Origin of the sequence: Metabacillus mesotrionivorans, assembly GCF_052171315.1 — a bacterium.
Classification (GTDB): Bacteria; Bacillota; Bacilli; order Bacillales; family Bacillaceae; genus Bacillus_P.
Window position 1 is genome coordinate 269958 of sequence record NZ_JBQMFF010000001.1, and the last position, 19168, is coordinate 289125.

Annotated in this window: 19 protein-coding genes; 14 read left to right on the forward strand and 5 right to left on the reverse strand. The window is 44.4% G+C overall.

Features of this window, described 5'->3' with window-relative positions; all coding sequences use genetic code 11:
- The first annotated feature begins 29 nt into the window (after positions 1 to 29).
- The 4 genes from ACTSEZ_RS01270 (at position 30) to ACTSEZ_RS01285 (ending at position 4975) form a co-directional block, all read left to right on the forward strand.
- A complete protein-coding gene (locus ACTSEZ_RS01270; RefSeq protein WP_369732355.1) occupies positions 30 to 746 on the forward strand; it encodes a YebC/PmpR family DNA-binding transcriptional regulator in 717 nt (238 codons plus the stop codon).
- 143 nt (positions 747 to 889) lie between these two features.
- Positions 890 to 2236 carry a copper amine oxidase gene (locus ACTSEZ_RS01275; RefSeq protein WP_369732356.1) on the forward strand — a complete coding sequence of 449 codons (1347 nt, stop codon included), beginning with the start codon at positions 890 to 892 and terminating at the stop codon, positions 2234 to 2236.
- Between the two features lie 138 nt (positions 2237 to 2374).
- Positions 2375 to 3352 carry a class F sortase gene (locus ACTSEZ_RS01280; protein WP_369732357.1) on the forward strand — a complete coding sequence of 326 codons (978 nt, stop codon included), beginning with the start codon at positions 2375 to 2377 and terminating at the stop codon, positions 3350 to 3352.
- Positions 3353 to 3508: 156 nt separating this feature from the next.
- Complete coding sequence (locus tag ACTSEZ_RS01285) at positions 3509 to 4975, forward strand: phospholipase D family protein (RefSeq protein ID WP_369732358.1); 1467 nt, start codon at positions 3509 to 3511, stop codon at positions 4973 to 4975.
- 293 nt (positions 4976 to 5268) lie between these two features.
- Here the strand turns inward: ACTSEZ_RS01285 and ACTSEZ_RS01290 are convergent, their stop codons facing one another.
- Together ACTSEZ_RS01290 and ACTSEZ_RS01295 are read right to left on the reverse strand one after the other, a co-directional pair.
- Positions 5269 to 5535: a YiaA/YiaB family inner membrane protein gene (locus ACTSEZ_RS01290; RefSeq protein WP_369732360.1), complete on the reverse strand. Its 267-nt coding sequence runs from the start codon at positions 5533 to 5535 to the stop codon at positions 5269 to 5271.
- A 120-nt stretch (positions 5536 to 5655) separates the two neighbouring features.
- Positions 5656 to 6048, reverse strand: a complete 393-nt coding sequence (locus ACTSEZ_RS01295) for a DUF948 domain-containing protein (RefSeq protein WP_369732361.1) — start codon at positions 6046 to 6048, stop codon at positions 5656 to 5658.
- Positions 6049 to 6400: 352 nt separating this feature from the next.
- Here ACTSEZ_RS01295 and ACTSEZ_RS01300 point away from each other — a divergent pair, with 352 nt between their 5' ends.
- The 4 genes from ACTSEZ_RS01300 to ACTSEZ_RS01315 all read left to right on the forward strand — a co-directional run bounded on the left by ACTSEZ_RS01300 (position 6401) and on the right by ACTSEZ_RS01315 (position 8427).
- Positions 6401 to 6535, forward strand: coding sequence for an FbpB family small basic protein (locus ACTSEZ_RS01300; RefSeq protein ID WP_369732362.1), 135 nt, complete (start codon positions 6401 to 6403; stop codon positions 6533 to 6535).
- Between the two features lie 11 nt (positions 6536 to 6546).
- Positions 6547 to 6942: a sporulation protein gene (locus ACTSEZ_RS01305; RefSeq protein ID WP_369732363.1), complete on the forward strand. Its 396-nt coding sequence runs from the start codon at positions 6547 to 6549 to the stop codon at positions 6940 to 6942.
- A gap of 3 nt (positions 6943 to 6945) precedes the next feature.
- On the forward strand, positions 6946 to 7719 hold the full coding sequence (locus ACTSEZ_RS01310) for a TerC family protein (protein WP_369732365.1): 774 nt from the start codon (positions 6946 to 6948) through the stop codon (positions 7717 to 7719).
- 123 nt (positions 7720 to 7842) lie between these two features.
- Positions 7843 to 8427, forward strand: coding sequence for a YdcF family protein (locus tag ACTSEZ_RS01315; RefSeq protein ID WP_369732366.1), 585 nt, complete (start codon positions 7843 to 7845; stop codon positions 8425 to 8427).
- Here the strand turns inward: ACTSEZ_RS01315 and brfA are convergent.
- Positions 8412 to 8615 (reverse strand): ribosome rescue factor BrfA, encoded by a 204-nt coding sequence (gene brfA / locus ACTSEZ_RS01320; RefSeq protein WP_369732367.1) that lies wholly within the window; start codon positions 8613 to 8615, stop codon positions 8412 to 8414. The genes ACTSEZ_RS01315 and brfA overlap by 16 nt on opposite strands.
- Before the next feature lie 166 nt (positions 8616 to 8781).
- Between brfA and ACTSEZ_RS01325 the strand changes: the two genes are divergently transcribed.
- The 6 genes from ACTSEZ_RS01325 (at position 8782) to ACTSEZ_RS01350 (ending at position 14979) form a co-directional block, all read left to right on the forward strand.
- Positions 8782 to 9633, forward strand: coding sequence for a DUF1206 domain-containing protein (locus ACTSEZ_RS01325; protein ID WP_369732368.1), 852 nt, complete (start codon positions 8782 to 8784; stop codon positions 9631 to 9633).
- Positions 9634 to 9787: 154 nt separating this feature from the next.
- Positions 9788 to 10537 carry a hypothetical protein gene (locus tag ACTSEZ_RS01330; RefSeq protein WP_369732369.1) on the forward strand — a complete coding sequence of 250 codons (750 nt, stop codon included), beginning with the start codon at positions 9788 to 9790 and terminating at the stop codon, positions 10535 to 10537.
- Between the two features lie 84 nt (positions 10538 to 10621).
- Positions 10622 to 12133, forward strand: a complete 1512-nt coding sequence (locus tag ACTSEZ_RS01335) for a spore germination protein (protein WP_369732371.1) — start codon at positions 10622 to 10624, stop codon at positions 12131 to 12133.
- Between the two features lie 12 nt (positions 12134 to 12145).
- Positions 12146 to 13237, forward strand: a complete 1092-nt coding sequence (locus ACTSEZ_RS01340; RefSeq protein WP_369732372.1) for a GerAB/ArcD/ProY family transporter — start codon at positions 12146 to 12148, stop codon at positions 13235 to 13237.
- Positions 13234 to 14304: a Ger(x)C family spore germination protein gene (locus ACTSEZ_RS01345; RefSeq protein WP_369732373.1), complete on the forward strand. Its 1071-nt coding sequence runs from the start codon at positions 13234 to 13236 to the stop codon at positions 14302 to 14304. Before ACTSEZ_RS01340 ends, ACTSEZ_RS01345 begins: the two co-directional genes overlap by 4 nt.
- A 57-nt stretch (positions 14305 to 14361) precedes the next feature.
- Complete coding sequence (locus tag ACTSEZ_RS01350) at positions 14362 to 14979, forward strand: spore coat protein (protein WP_369732374.1); 618 nt, start codon at positions 14362 to 14364, stop codon at positions 14977 to 14979.
- Between the two features lie 509 nt (positions 14980 to 15488).
- On the opposite strand, the gene ACTSEZ_RS01355 is transcribed toward ACTSEZ_RS01350, so the two are convergent.
- The gene (locus ACTSEZ_RS01355; RefSeq protein ID WP_369732375.1) at positions 15489 to 16628 is read right to left on the reverse strand and encodes a zinc-dependent alcohol dehydrogenase; all 1140 of its coding nucleotides are present in this window, start codon (positions 16626 to 16628) and stop codon (positions 15489 to 15491) included.
- Positions 16629 to 16786: 158 nt separating this feature from the next.
- A complete protein-coding gene (gene katG / locus ACTSEZ_RS01360) occupies positions 16787 to 19015 on the reverse strand; it encodes a catalase/peroxidase HPI (RefSeq protein WP_369732376.1) in 2229 nt (742 codons plus the stop codon).
- Between the last annotated feature and the right edge of the window lie 153 nt (positions 19016 to 19168).

The window sequence follows — 19168 nt, forward strand, 5'->3', positions numbered from 1 at the left end:
TATAAGAATGGAAAGAGAGTGAAAAAATTATGGGCCGTAAATGGAACAATATTAAAGAGAAAAAGGCGTCTAAAGATGCAAATACAAGCCGGATTTACGCAAAATTCGGCCGGGAGATTTATGTAGCTGCCAAGCAGGGTGAGCCGAATCCTGAATCAAACCAGGCACTCCGCATGGTTCTTGAACGTGCAAAAACATACAGCGTCCCAAAAAACATCGTTGACCGTGCGATTGAAAAAGCAAAAGGCGGTTCAGAGGAAAGCTACGACGAACTTCGTTATGAAGGCTTCGGGCCGAATGGTTCAATGGTCATCGTGGATGCACTGACAAACAACGTGAACCGCACAGCATCGGATGTCCGGGCTGCGTTTGGAAAAAATGGCGGCAACATGGGGGTTAACGGTTCGGTTGCGTACATGTTTGATGCAACTGCCGTTATAGGCGTAGAAGGAAAGAATGAAGAGGATGTGCTGGAGCTTTTAATGGAAGCAGATCTTGATGTGCGGGATATCCTTGAAGAGGAAGATTCTGTGATTGTCTATGCTGAACCAGACCAATTTCATGCTGTTCAGGAAGCATTCAAACAGGCGGGCATTACTGAATTTACCGTGGCAGAGCTTACGATGCTTGCGCAAAATGATGTTGAGCTCCCTGAAGATGCACAGGCACAATTTGAAAAAATGATTGATGCGTTGGAAGATTTAGAGGATGTTCAGCAGGTATACCACAACGTGGACCTGGGATAATAGATGAAAACAGGCGGAAAATCCGTCTGTTTTTTTATACCCAGATAAAAAATTAATAAAAAAGTGATCCATTTAAAAAATCCTGTCGTTTCCTGTACAAGAAGTTCAAAACGAACTTAAAAAACGACAGGGAGCGTGTAATCATGAAAATCAAAAAATTGTTAGCACCTGCACTTGGATTATCCTTACTTGTACCAACTTTCGGAACGGCCGTCCAGGCAGAGGAAATGAAGCCGACAGTCAACACACCTGCAGCGCAGCTCAGAGCAGACCTTGACTACCTATTGTCAGAGCATTTTGTTTTAGCGATAACAGCCATGACAAAGTCCTATGATGGAGCAAAAGATGCAGAGGCAGCAAACAAAGCTTTAGATCAAAATGCAGCTGACATGACTCCTGCCATTGCTTCAGTATACGGGGAAGAAGGCGCAGCGGAATTCGAGCGAATCTTCCGTGAACATAATGATTACACGGCCGATCTTGTAAATGCGGCAAAAGGAAATGACGAAAATGCCCGTGCAGAAGCCGAAAAAGAAGTTGCGGCATTCGTTGAAGAATTTTCAACCTTCCTTGGTACTGCAACAGAAGGAAAGCTTCCAAAAGAGGCAGCTGAAGAAGCAGTAAAAGTTCATGAAGCTCAGGTGCTTGAAGTTTTTGATAACTACGTAGAAGGCGACTACAAGGAAGCAAATGAAACATTCCGAGAAGGATATAAACATATGTATGTGATCAGTGATGCATTAGCAGGAGCTATCACGACTCAAATGCCTGAAAAATTCGAAAATACTAAATCCGATACACCTGCTGCGGATCTTCGTTCTGCATTGAACAGCCTGGCAGCCGAACACTTTGCACTGGCAGCAACAGGCATGCAAAAAGGATTTGACCAGAAAGAAGATTATGACTTTGTCAGCTGGTCAGAAGATGCCAACACAGCAGACTTTAAAGCAGCAATCGGCTCTGTATATGGAGAAGAGGGTGCGGCACAATTTGAAAAAGTTTGGCAGGGCAACCACATCAATGCACAAGCTGAAATTGTAGCAGCTACGCTTGAAGGCGATGATGCGAAAATCACAGAATCTAAAGCAAAGCTTGATCAATTTGCAATGGACTTCGGTGCATTCCTTGGTGCGGCAACGGGTGAAAAGCTTCCTGCCAAAGACGCACAAGCTGCCATTAAGCAGCACGAAGCACTTGTCACACAAACGTTTGACCAATATGTTGCCGGCGACTACGATGCAGCTTACCAGTCATTCCGGGAAGGGTACAAGTTCATGTATGGTGTCGGCCAGACATTGGGAAATGCGATTGTGACGCAAATGCCTGATAAATTTGAAGCTTCAGCAATGCCTGAAGACATGCCAAAAACAGGACTCGGCGGAACAAGTGAAGCACTTCCGGCATCAGCAGCTGTATTTGCAGGCCTAGGCTCGCTCTTAGCTGCAGCAGCTCTTGTTCTTTTCAGAAGAAAAACGGCTCAACAGAAGTAATTGCTGAAAAGAGAGATGAGAGGGATGCTCTGTTTTAGAACACATGAGATCGGATCAGCTGCAAGCGCACTGATCCTTTCCCTCTTTTTTCCTTATTAGAACAAAACTATGTGATTTATAAACGGGGTGCATTGGAAAATGAAAAAAATCATCTTACTCGGCATAAGCAGCGTTATCTGTTTTATCCTCGCGGGCTACAGTTACGGGCTTTTCCCAACTCAATTATCCTCTACCGATACCTCCCCCAAAAAAGCAGAGCAAACGACTGTGCAGACGGAAAATGCTGCCGCCGGGGCAGATGGGTCTGAACGTCCGCTGAATGAATTTACCTTATTAAAAGCAGAAGTGAAAAAGCTGATTGAAGCCCAAAAAAGAGAGACTGCCCAAATGAAAGGCATCATCCCTGCAACCGTTGAAATCCCATCGATAAATGTGAATGCCTCAATTGAACAGGTAGGGATTCTTGACAACGGTCAGATGGGGGTCCCAGAGGACATTAACAATGTCGGCTGGTTTGAACCTGGAGTGAAGCCCGGAAGCAGGGGAAGCGCGGTTCTTGCAGGACATGTTGACAGCAAAACGGGTCCTGCCATCTTCTTTGATCTGAAAAAAGTAAAAGAGGGCGACGAAATCATCGTAAAGGATCAAAACGGAACAGCTCTTACGTTTATCGTAAAAAAGCAGGAAAGCTATGAACGTTCATCAGCTCCGATCGATGAAATCTTCCAGACGTCAGAAGGTCAGTATTTAAACCTGATTACTTGTACAGGAACGTTTGACCGGTCTGCAGGAACGCATGAGGAAAGACTTGTCGTATTTGCAGAATTAAAAAAGGAAAAGAAACCGGCAAAGGATGTTCCTCCCCCTCCCCCTGATACTGTAGAAGTGAATGGAACATTTGTAACGTGGCATGCTGTCCGCGAAGATACGGTTGCAGGCTACAGAGTATACAGAGGAGACAAAAATGGCGAGAACTTCGAGCAAATTGCGAGCATATCAGCTCTTGAAAGAAAGAGTTTTATGGATGAAAAAGCTGCAGAGCATACTTATTATGTAACAACTGTCGATGCCTTTGGGCAAGAATCAGAGCCTTCTGAAATAGCCGCGGTCAATTAAACTTCAGAAAACCAGTCTGTCATTTGATCAGACTGGTTTTTAAATGTGTATTTTTTGAAAAAATGAAACTTTTCACCTAATAAAACGTTAGATATAATAGGTCTGTTTATTTACTATTCTGCAATTCCAATCGACTTATTTAAGGAGCGTTTGATTATGGCCAATACAGTCATAAATGAAAAAACCGGTTTGAAAAGGAAACAGAAGAGAAATGTTTTTTTTGGTGCGATTTTGTTTTTCTTTCTGCTTTCTGCGGGAACAGCCGTCTATCATTATACAAAACCTCTTCCGGCAGGCATCTCCCACGAAGGTGATATTCATGCCGGGCAGGTGGAATTTCTCTACGATCTGACGTTTGAAAATGGGGAAGAAGTGACACATAATCAGGTCATTTTTGACAGGATTGAAGATACCATTGAAGAGGCTGACCAGTTTATCATGATGGATATGTTCTTGTTTAACGACGAATACGACCGGTCTGCAAGCTATCCAGCCCTGTCCAATCGTCTTAAAGACGCTTTAATTGAAAAGAAACAGAAGGATAAAGAAATCCAGATAACGGTGATTACAGACCGCATTAATACCTTTTATGGATCATACCCGTCACGGATTGCAAAAGAGCTGAAAGAAAACGGCATTGAAGTTGTCTTTACGGATTTAAAGCCTCTCAGGGATTCGAATCCCTTTTTCTCCGGGGGCCACAGGACGTTTCTGCAGTGGTTTGGAACCGGAGGAAGCGGCTGGATACCGAATGCGTTCAGTTCTGATTCTCCTGATGTCACACTCAGGTCCTATCTGGACTTATTAAATTTTAAAGCAAATCACAGGAAAGTCATTGTATCTGAAAAAGAAGGAATCGTGACGTCCGCCAATCCCCACGACGGCAGTTCGCTCCACTCTAATATTGCGTTTGCTGTAAAAGGAGAAATCCTGAGGGAACTTGTTGAAACGGAAAAAGCGGTCGCTTCCTTGTCAGGAACGGATGTGGAAATGGATGAGAGCGCTGTTGTATTTGCACAGGCGGAATCCGGCGATTATGATGTTCAGCTTTTAACCGAAGGGAAAATCAAGAAACACTTAGTAAACGAATTGAAGCAGACCGGAAAAGGTGAAAAGATTAAAATTGGGGCATTTTATTTATCTGACCGCGATATCATTAAGGAGCTGCTGGCAGCTTCAGAAAGAGGAGCAGAGGTCAGACTGATACTTGATGCAAACAAAGATGCCTTTGGACGGGAGAAGAACGGTGTTCCAAACAGGCCTGCTGCTCATGAACTTGTTTCAAAATCTGATGGAAACATCCAGGTGCGGTGGTATAAAACAAACGGCGAACAGTATCATACGAAGCTGATGTTTTTCGAGGGTGAGGAAGAGGATACGGTCATTGGCGGATCAGCCAATTTTACGAAGCGCAATCTCGGAGATTTTAACCTTGAGACAGATCTGAAAATTACCGGCCCTTCCAATACAGGGATGATGGAGGAAATGGAAGCCTATTTTGATGAGCTCTGGTCAAATCAGTCAGGAACATACACAGAGGATTATGAAGTATTTGCAGATGATTCGCTCTTTTTGACATTCATGTACCGCTTTCAGGAGTGGAGCGGGATTTCAAGTTTTTGAGGGGGACGGCAGCTTGTTGCTGCCGTTTTTTATTTGCACCTATAAAAGAAGCTTCAACAAAACATGTTATTACAATAAATCGGGGTTCAATAAAAATCCGGAAAATGACGCCACAAACGAGCATCCAATTCGGGTAAAAGTGGCGGCACTAAGCCGAATGGCGCCACAAACGAGTATCCAATTCTGGTAAAAGTGGCAGCACTAAGCCGAATGGCGCCAGCAAGTTGGGATTCATTTTTAGCACTTTAACATAAAAAAACCGGACGAGCTATAGCACTAGTCCGGTTTTCATTCTATGAATCCATTGATTTTCCAAGACTTTGTTTGCGCTCCTGCTCAGCAATCATTTCATCGTCTTCGGCATTGTCGCGTGTAACTTTCTGCGTTAGAATTGCTCCAACGGCAACAAGCATCATGACAGCGATGTAGTAGCCTTTTTCATTCAGCTGAAGGTTATCGGCATTGTACAGTCCGATACAAAACAGCGCGACTCCGGCAAAGAACGTAAAGTAAGCGAGGAATGTAAAGGCCGGTGTATTTCTTCTTCGGTATTTTTGCATAGCAGATCGCTCCCTTTTAATAGGTAATATGGCAGTAATGACTCTGATATCATACCATAATTTCCCTAAAGTGAAACGTGTTATTTGTCATATTTACAGTTTCATTGTGAGGAGGTGCACCTATTTTACATTTATATTGAGAGGTCCTTTGATCCGCACGGGAGGTTCATTGACCGAAATCTCTGTCCGCTGCTGGCGTTTAGCTCCGAAGACAGCTCCGACCTGCTTGATGGAGGATGTGACATTGTGGAGCATTTCACCGACGTCATGGGCAGATTCAAGGAGAGGATCGACAGTGCGGATTTTGCCTTTGACATCTGATGTTAGCTGATTGGCTGTATGAATCAGCTGCTCGGCTTCTTCTGAAAGCCCGTTTACGGCATTTCTGACTTCTGCAAGCGTCTTGTTGGTTTCATCCAGCGTAACCATCCCTTTTTTTAATGTTCCGATCAAATGGACAGCAAGACAGATGAACGCACCCGAAGCGCCTGCAACACTTAATTTGATTAACATGTTTTCCCTCCTTTTTATATCAATCTATGTTTTCTTTTTTGCGGAAATGCCTCAAAGGACAACCGCCTAATTATTATAAAATTTAGATTAGTTGTTGACATCATTGCCGGTTTCTTATAGAATAGCAGTATACAAATCGAATAAATGAACCTCCTAAAGGGGAGTAGCTTTTACAATAGCGTCGTCACTTCGAAGCAATTGCTTCCGGCTCTATTGGCAACCATTGCGTTGTTAGCAAGACCTTTACCTATTACCGGTAAAGGTCTTTATTGTTTTTCAGAACAAAAAACCTTTGCCGAATGCAGGCAAAGGTTTTTTTATTCGAAATTTCCTAAATGAGGTGTGAGAGTATATGAAAAAAATCCGATGGTCCATTGAAAAATTAATTCGTGAAAACAAAGAGGAGCTGCTGAAGGATAAAACGCAGCTTGAAAAAATTGAACAGCGCATTGATGACAAGTACACGAAAAAAATAGGATTTAAATAGGAGGAATGAAGATGATTCTAAGAAAATATATGTCTATTCTAGGTATTGGTTCTGCTCAAATTGATTTAATCCTGAATAAGGAAGAGTTCAGTCCCGGTGAGTGTGTGAAAGGTTACTTTTTAATAAAAGGCGGTGTGATTGAGCAGCAGCTGAAGCGGATTGACTGTGATTTGGTTGCGGCCGATCTGTCTGCCGGGAGTGAGAATGTGCTTGAAACGTCTAATATTTTAACCTCAAAACAAATTGCTGCTGAGGAACAAAACCGGATTGATTTCGTATTCAGGCTTCCTCAAAACCTTACGGAATCAAACGATGAGAGGTCGTATTTCTTTAACACGAGGCTAGTGTTCGATGAAGGGGTTATCAGCAAAGATCAGGACTTTATCACAGTTGTAAAGGGGGACTAACAGATGGAATTATCAATGCTGATGGAATATGGATGGGTATTGCTGCTTTTGATTGCGATTGAAGGACTGCTTGCCGCAGATAACGCGCTTGTGCTTGCCATTATGGTCAAACACCTGCCGGAGGATCAGCGGAAGAAAGCTTTATTTTATGGTCTTGCAGGTGCCTTTGTTTTCAGGTTTGGCTCCTTGTTTGCAATCTCCTTCCTGGTGGATGTCTGGCAGGTTCAGGCGATCGGGGCTCTCTACTTGCTGTTTATTGCAGCGAACCATATCTTAAGAAAACTTGTGTTTAAAAAGAAGGAAGAAGAAGAGAAGCCGGATAAGAAAAAATCAGGATTCTGGGCAACTGTACTGAAGATCGAGCTTGCAGATATCGCATTTGCTGTAGATTCCATTTTGGCTGCTGTGGCTCTCGCCGTCACGCTTCCAAATACCAGCCTGCCGCCAATCGGCGGTCTTGACGGCGGAAAATTCCTTGTCATTTTCGCAGGGGGCATTATCGGGCTTGTGATTATGAGATTTGCCGCAAACTTCTTTGTCGACTTGCTTCATAAACGTCCGGGCCTTGAAATTGCAGCATTCGGAATTGTCGGATGGGTTGGAGTAAAGCTTTCCATCTACACCCTGTCCCATCCTGAACTCGCTGTGCTGCCTGAAGGATTTGCAAAATCCCCCGAGTGGAAAATCACATTCTATGTTGTACTCGTTGGAATTGCAGCAGCGGGATGGTTCTTGTCAAAAGAGAAAAAAGAAGAATCGGCAGAAGTCAGTCAATAGTTTTGAAGAGCATCCATTTCATCATGGATGCTTTTTTGCGTTTTCTTTAGAAAATCTTTACCTTTTTCCAAAATTTATCATGTATAGTAGAGGTAGATTACACAAGAGAAACGGATGGTCGTGATGAAAAAATTAATCAAATACAGTTTGGGCGGCTTGCTTCTTTTAGGCTTCATCTACACAGGATTTCTTCATTACAGCATTCATACAGCAGCTTCCGGGCAGCCGGAAGATGGAGCGGATTACATCATTATTCTGGGTGCAAAAGTCAATGGAACGGTGCCTTCTCTCGCACTGCAGTACCGGGCTGATGCAGCAGCAGAGTATATGAAGAGAAATCCGGAGACAATTGCCGTCGCATCTGGCGGACAGGGGCCGGGTGAAGAGATCACGGAAGCTGAGGCAATCAGCAGGATCTTGCTTGGGCATGGGATTGATGAAAAGAGAATTTTAAAGGAATCGGCATCAACAAGTACAATTGAGAACCTCTCATATTCAAAGAAAGTACTGCCAAAAAACGCCAAACAGGGACTGATTGCCACAAATGACTTTCATATTTACCGCTCATTGCTTGCGGCAGAACAGCTTGGCCTTAATGTGGGGGGGCTGCCGGCAAAAACTCCCCGTGTCGCCGTTTTGAAATCTTTTTCAAGAGAGTACTTAGCGATAACAAATTACTACGTAAGAGGACGCTATGAGGCAAAATAAAAAGAACCATCTTGTCCGCCGTCCCGGGAATGGTTCTTATGTTTTTCTCTATAAAGCTGTTCTTTTTTCGTTTTCGTCCGTTTCGTGCTCAAATCCTGCAGAGCAAATGGACTTCTGCTGCTTTCGGGATTACGTTTTCCTTCGCGCGTCATTTTCAGGCGCTGTTTTTTTGCTTTAGATAAACTCATGGCATTCACACTCCTGCTATTATTTCTATCAGTATACGCGGAAACAAGACATTTTGTACAGATGGAGTGAACGCTGTTATGTATCTTTTTCCAGCAGGTTTCTTTTCGCCTGCCAATGGGAAATGTATAGTCAGATAACAATGACTGACGTGAGGGAGAGATAAATATGGAGTATTCTGCAAAGGCGGAAGCCAAGGCAAAGGCGAATGATGCAGGAGAAGAAACAAAGCCCTGGATCAGGCGGTTCGGGCGTTTTGGCTATATGGCAAAAGGACTTGTCTATTTTTTAATCGGCGTTCTTGCGCTGCTTGCGGCTCTTGGACTGGGAGGAAAAATGACCGGAACGAGCGGCATGTTTGAAACCGTGGCTGGAAAGCCATTCGGAGAAATTTTACTGTGGGTAATCGGCATCGGCCTGATTGGTTATGTCTTATGGGAACTCATAAAAGCTTTTCTTGATCCTGAGAGGAAAGGAAAAAAGACAAAAGGCATACTGGTGAGAACAGGCTATGCCGTCAGTGCAGTCATCTATGGAGCCATCGCGTACAAAGCCATATCGATCGCTATGAACGCAAGCTCAGGAGGAGGCGGATCTGAAAAAACGATTTCAGCGAAGCTGCTCCAGCAGCCTTTTGGCCAGTGGATCATTGGACTGATCGGGGCCATCATTGTCGGATATGGCCTGTATGAACTCTATAACGGCTATACGGAACGATTTATGAATAAGTTCAGAGTCAGCGAAATGAATGAACATGAGCGAAAGATTGCGAGAAAGTCAGGAAAATCGGGCTTGATTGCAAGAGGAATTGTACTTGCCATGATTGGCTATTTCTTTATTCAAACAGCTATTACAGCTAACCCTGAACAATCAAAAGGAATTGACGGGGCTCTGGCTGAGCTCGCCTCTAAACCTTACGGAGGCTGGATGCTCGGTCTTGCAGCTGCCGGCCTTATGCTTTACGGCATTTATGAAATGATCCGCGGCCGCTATGAACATATGAGCTTTGGCGGAAAATAAACCTGCTCTTTTTTTGAACACAATACATGAAATGGAAACCATCTGCATGGGCGGGTGGTTTTTTTTTCTGGAATTCACTGTAATGTCCGCTTAGGATAAACGCACAGTCACTCCTGCCTCAGCCTGCATAGGTTATGATAAGGGAGTGATGCAGGTGTCTAAAAAATCAAATCGGAAATTGAGGGACAGAGTAAAGGTTGTCTTTTTGAATGAGATCGAGGCTGGATCCGGATTGGAAAGCGTCTTGGAAGCTGGAAAAGCGGCAGCAGAAGCAGTTGCTGAGACACTTGAAGAAGTGTCGGAAACAGTCGCAGATGCACTTGAAGAAGTGTCGGAAGCAGTTGCAGATACGATCGAAGCAATCGCAGAAACAGTTGCAGATACGATTGAAGAAGTGGAAGAAGCAGTTGCAGAAACAAGTGAACAAACACCAAAAATGCGTCCGATTATCAAAAAAGTGGTAAAGAAAGTAAAGCCGCCTATTGCTTTCGGTTCGCTGTACAATGCTGATATTGGGGGTTTTGCTGTTCCGGGGGTAAAACTGAATTTCACCTCTGAGGGACCGGAATATAAAACGAGATCCAGTGTTTCAGATGATACGATTAGAATTAAAAAAGACGGCGTTTATGAAATCATTTTCTTAACCGATGTCATGACTTTAAATGGAGAAGCGGATTTTGGGATCTTCAGAAATAATACTCTTATCAATGAAGCTAAATTTTCGGTTAAATCAGGTGATCTGCTGCAGACAACGGTAGGAAAAGTTGTACAGCTTGAACTTGAAAAAGGGGATGAAATTTCTGTTCGAACAATCTTCACTAATACACCGGACACAGGATATGAGTTCCCTGACATCCGTTATATGAATTCTTCCCTCACCGTCAAACTTCTTATGAAGGATTAACCATCATATTTTTCCTAAAACAAGGCACCTTAAGAATGTCTTGTTTTTTTATGTTTCCTGAAAAGATCGGGAGGAGGCCATCACATGTTCACTTTTTCCAAAAAGAAACCGCCGCAAAGACCGTCTGATGACCAAAAGCAGGACAGCAGCATGGAAGGCCTGCTGAAGAAATGCAAGCTTTCTTCAGATTTCACCTCGTACCGTTATTCAGAGGAATGTCCTTATTATATTCATTATTATAAGACGCTGGTGGATGGAAAAGTCCTGCATGATCATGTGCTGCCTCATATTATCGGCGGAGAAAAAGGGGCAACGCTGTTTGATCTTCAAAAAACGGTTCCAATAGATGACTCTGAGATCATTTCAAATGCTGAAGAAGCACAGGGGAAGCTTTTAGCGGGAAACATCGGCATTCAGTGTACATCAAACAGGAATGAACTGCTTTTGATACCTGCGATTACACTGGAGAAAAGGGCGGTCAGTCTGCCTGAAGTGGAGTACAGTGTTGTCGGTCCGAAAGAAGCGTTTGTAGAATCGCTGGATGCGAATTTAAATTTGATACGAAAACGGCTTCCAGTCCCTGAGCTTATTTCTGAGGAAATAAAGGTAGGCAGACTTTCAAAAACGAGAGTGGCTGTTCTTTACATAAAAGATATTGCGGATGATGCAAATGTTCAGACGATTGTCCAGAGAATCAGTGATATCGACTATGACAATGTCCTCGACAGCTCGGTCATTGCCCAGATTATTGCAGATAACCATCACTCCGTCTTTCCGCAGCTGATCGATACTGAAAGGCCTGACCGGGTGGCCGGTGTTCTTACTGAAGGGAAAATTACGATTTTGGTTGACGGATCCCCGCATGCATTGACCGGGCCGACTACGCTGATTGAGTTTTTCTCGGCATTTGAAGATTACTTCCTATCCTATCCGATAGCTTCTGCCTTCAGGCTTGTGCGGCTGTTTGCCGTCTTTTTCTCAGTCATTTCAACAGCCATGTATGTAGGCGTACTGACGTATCACTATGAAATGATTCCGCAGAATCTGCTGAATCCTCTTGTTGCTTCAAGAAGCGGTGTGCCGTTTCCCCCTATATGGGAAGCAATTATTCTGGAACTGACCATTGAACTCCTGAGAGAAGCGGGAGCAAGACTGCCGACAAAAATCGGCCAGACCATCGGTATCGTAGGCGGGATTGTAATTGGTACGGCTGCTGTACAGGCAGGTCTTACGAGCAATGTACTGCTTATTATCGTTGCCCTTGCAGCGCTTGCCTCCTTTACCACTCCCGTTTATCAAATGGGCAACGTCATCCGTTTGATCCGTTTTCCTTTCATCTTTTCTGCACAGCTGTTCGGTCTGATGGGAATCGCGTTTTGCTTTGCCTATTTTCTTGGTCATCTATTAAAGCTTTCTTCCCTCGGACGTCCTTATCTTGCACCTGTTTATCCGCTCAGAATGAAGGATCTGAAAGATTCTCTCTTCCGGCTGCCGATTTATATGCAGAATACAAGGCCGCTGCAGATGAGAACTGCTTCACCTGTTCGGTTTGAAACGAAAAAACATAAGGAAAGAAAGCCGGACATTGAAGAATAAGGAGGTGCTGTGATGTTTCCGCTGCCAAAAGAGGATAAAAAGGTCTCAAACTATTTTGTGTTTTACTTGATTCATGCGATGCAGGTGGGAGTTGGAATATTAGGCTTTGAACGGTATATTGCGAAGTCAGCGGGTCACAGCTCCTGGCTTGCTATTATCTTGTCGGGTGTGACAATTCTCGCACTGATCTGGATTTCCTATCAGATTTTGAACAGGGGGAAAAATGATATAACCGCCATCCATCATGACCTCTTCGGTAAATGGATCGGCGGGCTGTTCAGCCTCTATTTTGTTGCCTATTATACGATGTTTGTCATTGTGCTCATCCGTACTTATGTCGAAGTCATTCAAGTCTGGGTATTTCCGGACGTCTATCACTGGGTATTTGCGGGAATTATCATTTTAATAGCCTACTCTTACGTGACAGGAGGATTTCGAATCGTTACAGGCATTGCCTTTCTCGGTGTCATTTACGGAATTCCATTGCTGTTTATAAAATATTTTCCTATTCGGGAAGCTTATTGGGGCAGCCTGCTGCCGGTCATTGATTTATCGTTTAAGGAACTCTTGAGCGCCACGAAAACAATGACACTCAATTACCTTGGATTTGAAGTCCTGTTTATGTTCTATCCCTTTTTAAAAGATCCTCCAAAGTCTCAGAAGTGGGCACATTATGGTGTACTGTTCAGCATTTTTATTTATTTAATCACTGCACTTGTTTCGTTCGCCTATTTTGACCAGGACCAGCTTAAAACGACGATTTGGGCTACATTAACCCTTTGGAAAATTGTCGATCTGACTGTTATTGAACGTTTTGAATACGTTGGAATTTCCATTTGGTTCTTTATTGTTCTTCCGAATATCTGCATCGGACTATGGAGCGCGAGCAGAGGGGTGAACCGAATAATGCCTGTAAAACAAAGGACGGCCCTGATTATAATTAGTGCGGCGGTGTTTGTTTCCTGCTATTTTCTAAAAGACAGGGGCCAGATCGACTGGCTGAATAATAAAATGTCCGAGATTGGATTTTATACGATATACGGATACATACCGCTCCTTTTTATCCTGCAGATGATCATTATGAAAGTGAGGAAGCAAATTTGAATGCATTTAAAGCGGCCGTACTTGTTTCTCTCATGCTGATTACGGGGGGATGCGTGCCTACTTCAAAAGTTCTCGAAGACGTGCAGCTTATTCAGGCGGTCGGATACGATTATATCGGAGAAGATGAATTCCAGGTAACAGACGGCGCAACCTATACACCGCCGGGAGTTCAGTCAGAGCCGGAAAATGTTGTGCTTACCGCCGTTGGTAAAACAAGCAAAAGCATCAGGCAGAAAATCCAGGCACAGTCCACAAGGCCGGTAGAAGTCGGACGGGTGGGCATCATTATTTTTGATCAGGAAATAGCGAAATACGGTATCGGGCCAATTGTCGATAACCTCCAGCGGGATCCGAATATCGGGAGAGACATCAGCCTTTGTGTTTCTGAAGGAAAGGCCTTTGAGATTCTTTCTTCAGATATTAAGCAGGAAGAATCTGTGTCTCGGTATGTGACAGATATTGTCTCGCAGAATATGGACCGCACAATTCCAAGCATGAACCTGCATCATTTCCTTTTTCAATACAGGGGAGATGGCTTCGATCCGTTCCTTCCATTAATTGAAAATAAAAATCAGGCAGTCGAGGTTCTGGGTGTTGCCCTATTAAAGGGGGATAAGCTTGCGGGCAAGCTGGATCTGCAGGAAAGCTACATGATGAAAGTCCTTTATGAAAAAACAAATAAAGGCATTATCGAAGTGGATTCGAAAAAAAAGAACCCGGTCAGCATTCAAAATCTCTCCTCAAAAGCTTGGTTCCGTCCGCGAAAAGAGATGACTGGATACACGATGTCAGTCTCAGTCAAAATGGACGGGCGGGTGATGGAAGCCGGAGGGCTTGATTTAACAAAACAGACAAACATAAAAAAACTTGAAAAGAAAACAGAAAAAATGCTCGAGGAGGAAATGCTTTCTCTGCTCAAAAAACTTCAGGAGCTTGATGTTGACCCTCTTGGAATAAAAGAACAGTTCCGTCAGGAGGGATACAAGGACTGGAAAAAGCTTGGTCAAAAAGTGCAATTTAACGTGCACGCAGATGTACGTCTGATCCAGGCCGGAATCATGGAATGAGCGAATAGAATTGGTTTCCTGATAGAAAATAAAAAGGTAAAAAAAGGAGGATGAAACATGACTCAGCAAATCAATGGAGACGCAAACGAAAATATGCAGACAGGCATGGTTCCGCCGCAGCAAAACCACGGCGGGCATGAAATGTTCGATGTATCAGAAATTTTGTCGGGAGCGGTCAATGCTTTAAATCTTTATGTCCTTTTAAAACCGCATGTTAAAGACCCTGAACTGCTTGATTTAATGAACAGGCAGGAGCAATTTATGATGACGGAATACAACACGATTGTAGAATGCTTTCAGACAGGAGTAAAACCCTCTGTCTCTACAGAAGTCTACAACATGAAACAGAAAAATGATTTTGTATACGGCCTGAAACAAACTCCGCCAGTGAAGCCAATCGGGATGCCGGGTGAGATAACGGATCAGGTTATTTCAAGCCTGATGCTGAACATGGTGAAATCTAATGCATCCCTTAAAGGAATGGCGACTACGGAGGTCACCAACCCGACAGTCAGGCGTGTGCTGGCAGATACCATTCCAAACTGTATTGAGATGGCCTATGAGATCTCGATTTATCAGAACAAGCATCACTATTATCAGGTGCCGCAGCTTCCCGAAGGGGACATGCAGCAGATGGTAAATGCGTATTCTCCTGTTCAAAAGAAGCAGCATTAAAAACAGATGTATGTAAACATTGTTTAGAACCATCAAGGGGCAGGAGCAGCTAGCTTGAGGGAACTTATAGGATTGATTAGAACCATCAAGGGACAGTGGGAGCCTGTTTGAAGATACTTATAGGCTTGATTAGAACCGTCAAGGGGCAGGAGCAGCTAGCTTGAGGGAACTTATCCGCTTGATTAGAACCACCAAGGAACGGAAAAGCCTGCTTGAAGGAACTTATCCGCTTGATTAGAACCATCAAGGAACGGAAAAGCCTGCTTGAAGGCACTTATCCGCTTGATTAGAACCATCAAGAGTCAGGAACAGCTAGCTTGAGGGAACTTATAGGCTTGATTAGAACCATCAAGGGACAGTGGGAGCCTGCTTGAGGGAACTTGTCTGCTTGAATAGAATCATCAAGAGAGGGAGAAGCCTGCTTGAAGGCACTTATCCATCAGGAGCTGAATCTACGATAAAAAAGGGTGAATTTGACCGTACTCAAATTCACCCTTTTTACTATATGATTAAGGCTTCAATACAACCTTCACACATTCATCTTCATGATCATTAAAGATTTTGTAAGCTTCACTGGCTTTGCTTAAAGGCACCTTATGTGAAACGATTTCGGTCGGGTCAAGCTTTCCTGATGCGATCATATCAAAAAGCATTGGCATGTAATGGATGACCGGTGCCTGTCCCATTTTTAAATTGATGTTGCGTTCAAAGATATTTCCCAGAGGGAACATGTTATATTTCGAACCATAAACCCCGGTGAGCTGAATGGTTCCGAACTTCCTGACGGCATTCATGGCAATTTCAAACGGACTTAATGTTCCTCCCTGAAGCTTCAGTTTTTGGCCGATTTCTTCAAGGGCTGACTTTTTGCCGTCCATTCCGACACAGTCAATCACAGCATCTGCGCCTCCGCTCGTCAGCTCTTTTATGTGGGAACCCGTGTCTTTAAAGTCATCAAAATTAAGTATTTCAACATTGTTCATTCGTTTTGCTTTCTCAAGCCTGTACGGCAGATTATCTACAGCGATAACCCGTTTGGCGCCTTTCATCCAGGCAAACTTCTGCGCCATGAGTCCAACCGGGCCGCATCCGAGGACAACAACCGTATCGTCAGCTTTCACACCGGCATTTTCAATGCTCCAATAGGCTGTAGGAAGGACATCAGACATAAACAGGAGAGCTTCATCCTCAAGTTCAACCGATTCAGGAATGACAAACGGCATAAAATTTCCGTAAGGAACTCTTAAATACTCCGCCTGACCTCCGGGATGATTGCCATAACGTTCGGTAAATCCAAAATACCCGCCTGTATCAATTTCCGAATTTCCATTGGAATTGTCACACTGGCTTTCGAGTTCGTGTTTACAGTAGTAGCATTCTCCGCAGGAAATGTTAAAAGGAATAACGACCCGGTCTCCCTTTTTAACCTTTGTTACTTCGGGTCCGACCTCTTCGACAATCCCCATAGGCTCATGCCCGACGACATAATCTTTCTCAGCGGGCAATGCGCCCTGATAGATATGCAGATCTGAACCGCAAATGGCAGTTGATGTAATGCGGACAATGATATCATCATTTTTCTGAAGCACAGCATCCGGAACTTCCTTCACTTCCATTTCCTTTGCACCCTGAAACGTTACAGCTTTCATCAATACAGCCTCCTAAATTGTGATAGTGTTGATATACCCGTCTTCCCTCTAAATAATGGACTTATTGGAAAAATGAGACTTTTGTAGGAGAGGCGCTATTTTTCGCGATAATAGAAATAGCCCGGCGGATACAGAATCCACCGGGCTTAAACATGTGATTATTGTTTTACATCAAATCGATCAGCATCCATTACCTTCACCCATGCAGCAACAAAGTCATTCACAAATTTCTCTTTGTTGTCATCTTGTGCATACACTTCCGCAAGTGCACGGAGGATGGAGTTGGAGCCGAAGACAAGGTCAAAGCGGGAGGCAGTGCGCACCACTTCGCCAGTTTTGCGGTCACGGCCTTCATATTGGTTAAATCCGGCCGGTTTCCATTCAATGCCCATGTCTAAAAGATTAACGAAAAAGTCATTTGTTAATTGACCCACGCGATCTGTGAACACGCCATGCTTTGTGCCGCCATGGTTTGTCCCAAGCACACGCATTCCGCCAAGAAGAACAGTCATTTCCGGTGCAGTCAGTCCAAGAAGCTGTGCTTTATCAACAAGCATTTCTTCAGGGCTGATGGAGTATTCCGCTTTCTGATAGTTGCGGAAACCATCGGATACCGGCTCAAGGACTTCAAAACCTTCAACGTCTGTTTGTTCTGCTGTTGCGTCGCCGCGGCCTGGTGTAAATGGTACGACTACATCAAAGCCTGCATCCTTCGCTGCCTTTTCGATTGCCGCACTTCCGCCAAGAACAATCAGGTCAGCAAGGCTGACTTTTTTGTCAAGCTGGCTTTGGAGGCTTTCATATGCATCAAGAGCTCTTGCCAGTTCAGCAGGCTCATTTGCTTCCCAGTCCTTTTGCGGAGCGAGGCGCACACGCGCACCGTTCGCACCGCCGCGCATATCCGAACCGCGGTACGTGCTGGCAGAAGCCCAAGCTGTCTTAACAAGCTCACTCACGGAAAGACCGGAGTTTAAGATTTTTTCTTTTAAATCTAAAATTTCAGCGTCAGACAATGTGTAGTCAGCTGCGGGAATTGGATCCTGCCAAATAAGATCTTCCTGCGGCACTTCCGGACCCCAGTAACGTACTTTTGGCCCCATGTCACGGTGAAGAAGCTTGAACCATGCACGTGAAAATGCATCTTCAAATTCTTCCGGATTTTCATAAAAACGGCGTGAAATTTTCTCGTAGTCCGGATCTGTGCGCAGTGCCATATCAGCTGTTGTCATCATTGTTTTCACTTTGATGGATGCATCTTCCGCATCAGGTGCCATGTGACTTTCAGGAAGATCCACTGCCTCCCACTGATAAGCACCGGCAGGACTCTTAGTCAGCTTCCACTCATAGCCTAACAGCTGCTCGAAATAACCGTTGTCCCATTTCGTAGGATTAGCAGTCCAGGCGCCCTCAACTCCGCTTGAGATTGTATCGCGGCCTTTCCCTTTACCGTGCTTGCTCAGCCAGCCGAAGCCCTGAGTTTCAAGTGTTGCTGCTTCAGGATCATCCCCGACAAGTGACGGATCGCCGGCGCCGTGAGCTTTACCGAATGTATGTCCGCCTGCAATCAAGGCAACCGTTTCTTCATCATTCATACCCATGCGGTAGAATGTATCGCGGATGTCACGGGCACTTCCCATAGGATCCGGTTTTCCGTTCGGGCCTTCAGGGTTTACATAGATAAGTCCCATCTGAACGGCGGCAAGAGGATTTTCAAGTTCCCGGTCACCTGAATAGCGGTTGTCAGCCAGCCATTCCTTTTCATTTCCCCAGTATACGTCTTCTTCCGGATGCCAGATGTCCTCACGGCCGGCACCAAATCCAAAGGTTTTAAGTCCCATTGACTCTAGGGCTACGTTTCCAGTCAGAACAAGCAAATCTGCCCAGGAAATTTTGTTCCCGTACTTTTGTTTAATCGGCCACAGAAGGCGGCGGGCTTTATCAAGGTTCACGTTATCAGGCCAGCTGTTCAGCGGAGCGAAACGCTGCGAACCAAAAGCACCGCCTCCGCGGCCGTCAGCTGTCCGGTACGTGCCGGCTGCGTGCCAGGACATGCGGATGAAGAAAGGACCATAGTGTCCGTAATCTGCCGGCCACCAGTCCTGGCTGTCTGTCATCAAATTATGAAGATCTTGCTTTAAAGCGTCATAGTCGAGTTTTGAGAACTCTTCTTTATAATTAAAATCCTCTCCGAACGGATTAGATTTTTTATCATGCTGGCGAAGGATGCCAAGGTTAAGCATGTTCGGCCACCAGTCTTTATTTGTTGTGCCTCCAGGCTTTCTGGAAGTAGTGATTGCACTGTCTGCGTGACCTCCCTGAGCACCAGTGAATGGGCACTGGCCTGCAGCTGTGTGGCTTTTTTGATCCTGGCTGTTGTTTGTTTCCATGTTCATTTCCCTCCCGATAAAAGTCTTTTAAATACTTGCTTTTAATGATTGTGACTATTCTGATGAATATAATCATTATCAGTTTATAATTATACTAAATAAAAAAAGAATTACAAAGCAATATGTCTCTCCGGAAAGAACTATTTTTAATAC

Excerpts from the sequence above, each read along its gene's own strand:
- ACTSEZ_RS01270 (WP_369732355.1), top strand. The coding sequence starts at position 30 with ATGGGCCGTAAATGGAACAATATTAAAGAGAAAAAGGCGTCTAAAGAT.
- ACTSEZ_RS01275 (WP_369732356.1), top strand. The coding sequence starts at position 890 with ATGAAAATCAAAAAATTGTTAGCACCTGCACTTGGATTATCCTTACTT.
- ACTSEZ_RS01280 (WP_369732357.1), top strand. The coding sequence starts at position 2,375 with ATGAAAAAAATCATCTTACTCGGCATAAGCAGCGTTATCTGTTTTATC.
- ACTSEZ_RS01285 (WP_369732358.1), top strand. The coding sequence starts at position 3,509 with ATGGCCAATACAGTCATAAATGAAAAAACCGGTTTGAAAAGGAAACAG.
- ACTSEZ_RS01290 (WP_369732360.1), bottom strand. The coding sequence starts at position 5,535 with ATGCAAAAATACCGAAGAAGAAATACACCGGCCTTTACATTCCTCGCT.
- ACTSEZ_RS01295 (WP_369732361.1), bottom strand. The coding sequence starts at position 6,048 with ATGTTAATCAAATTAAGTGTTGCAGGCGCTTCGGGTGCGTTCATCTGT.
- ACTSEZ_RS01300 (WP_369732362.1), top strand. The coding sequence starts at position 6,401 with ATGAAAAAAATCCGATGGTCCATTGAAAAATTAATTCGTGAAAACAAA.
- ACTSEZ_RS01305 (WP_369732363.1), top strand. The coding sequence starts at position 6,547 with ATGATTCTAAGAAAATATATGTCTATTCTAGGTATTGGTTCTGCTCAA.
- ACTSEZ_RS01310 (WP_369732365.1), top strand. The coding sequence starts at position 6,946 with ATGGAATTATCAATGCTGATGGAATATGGATGGGTATTGCTGCTTTTG.
- ACTSEZ_RS01315 (WP_369732366.1), top strand. The coding sequence starts at position 7,843 with ATGAAAAAATTAATCAAATACAGTTTGGGCGGCTTGCTTCTTTTAGGC.
- brfA (WP_369732367.1), bottom strand. The coding sequence starts at position 8,615 with ATGAGTTTATCTAAAGCAAAAAAACAGCGCCTGAAAATGACGCGCGAA.
- ACTSEZ_RS01325 (WP_369732368.1), top strand. The coding sequence starts at position 8,782 with ATGGAGTATTCTGCAAAGGCGGAAGCCAAGGCAAAGGCGAATGATGCA.
- ACTSEZ_RS01335 (WP_369732371.1), top strand. The coding sequence starts at position 10,622 with ATGTTCACTTTTTCCAAAAAGAAACCGCCGCAAAGACCGTCTGATGAC.
- ACTSEZ_RS01340 (WP_369732372.1), top strand. The coding sequence starts at position 12,146 with ATGTTTCCGCTGCCAAAAGAGGATAAAAAGGTCTCAAACTATTTTGTG.
- ACTSEZ_RS01350 (WP_369732374.1), top strand. The coding sequence starts at position 14,362 with ATGACTCAGCAAATCAATGGAGACGCAAACGAAAATATGCAGACAGGC.
- ACTSEZ_RS01355 (WP_369732375.1), bottom strand. The coding sequence starts at position 16,628 with ATGAAAGCTGTAACGTTTCAGGGTGCAAAGGAAATGGAAGTGAAGGAA.
- katG (WP_369732376.1), bottom strand. The coding sequence starts at position 19,015 with ATGGAAACAAACAACAGCCAGGATCAAAAAAGCCACACAGCTGCAGGC.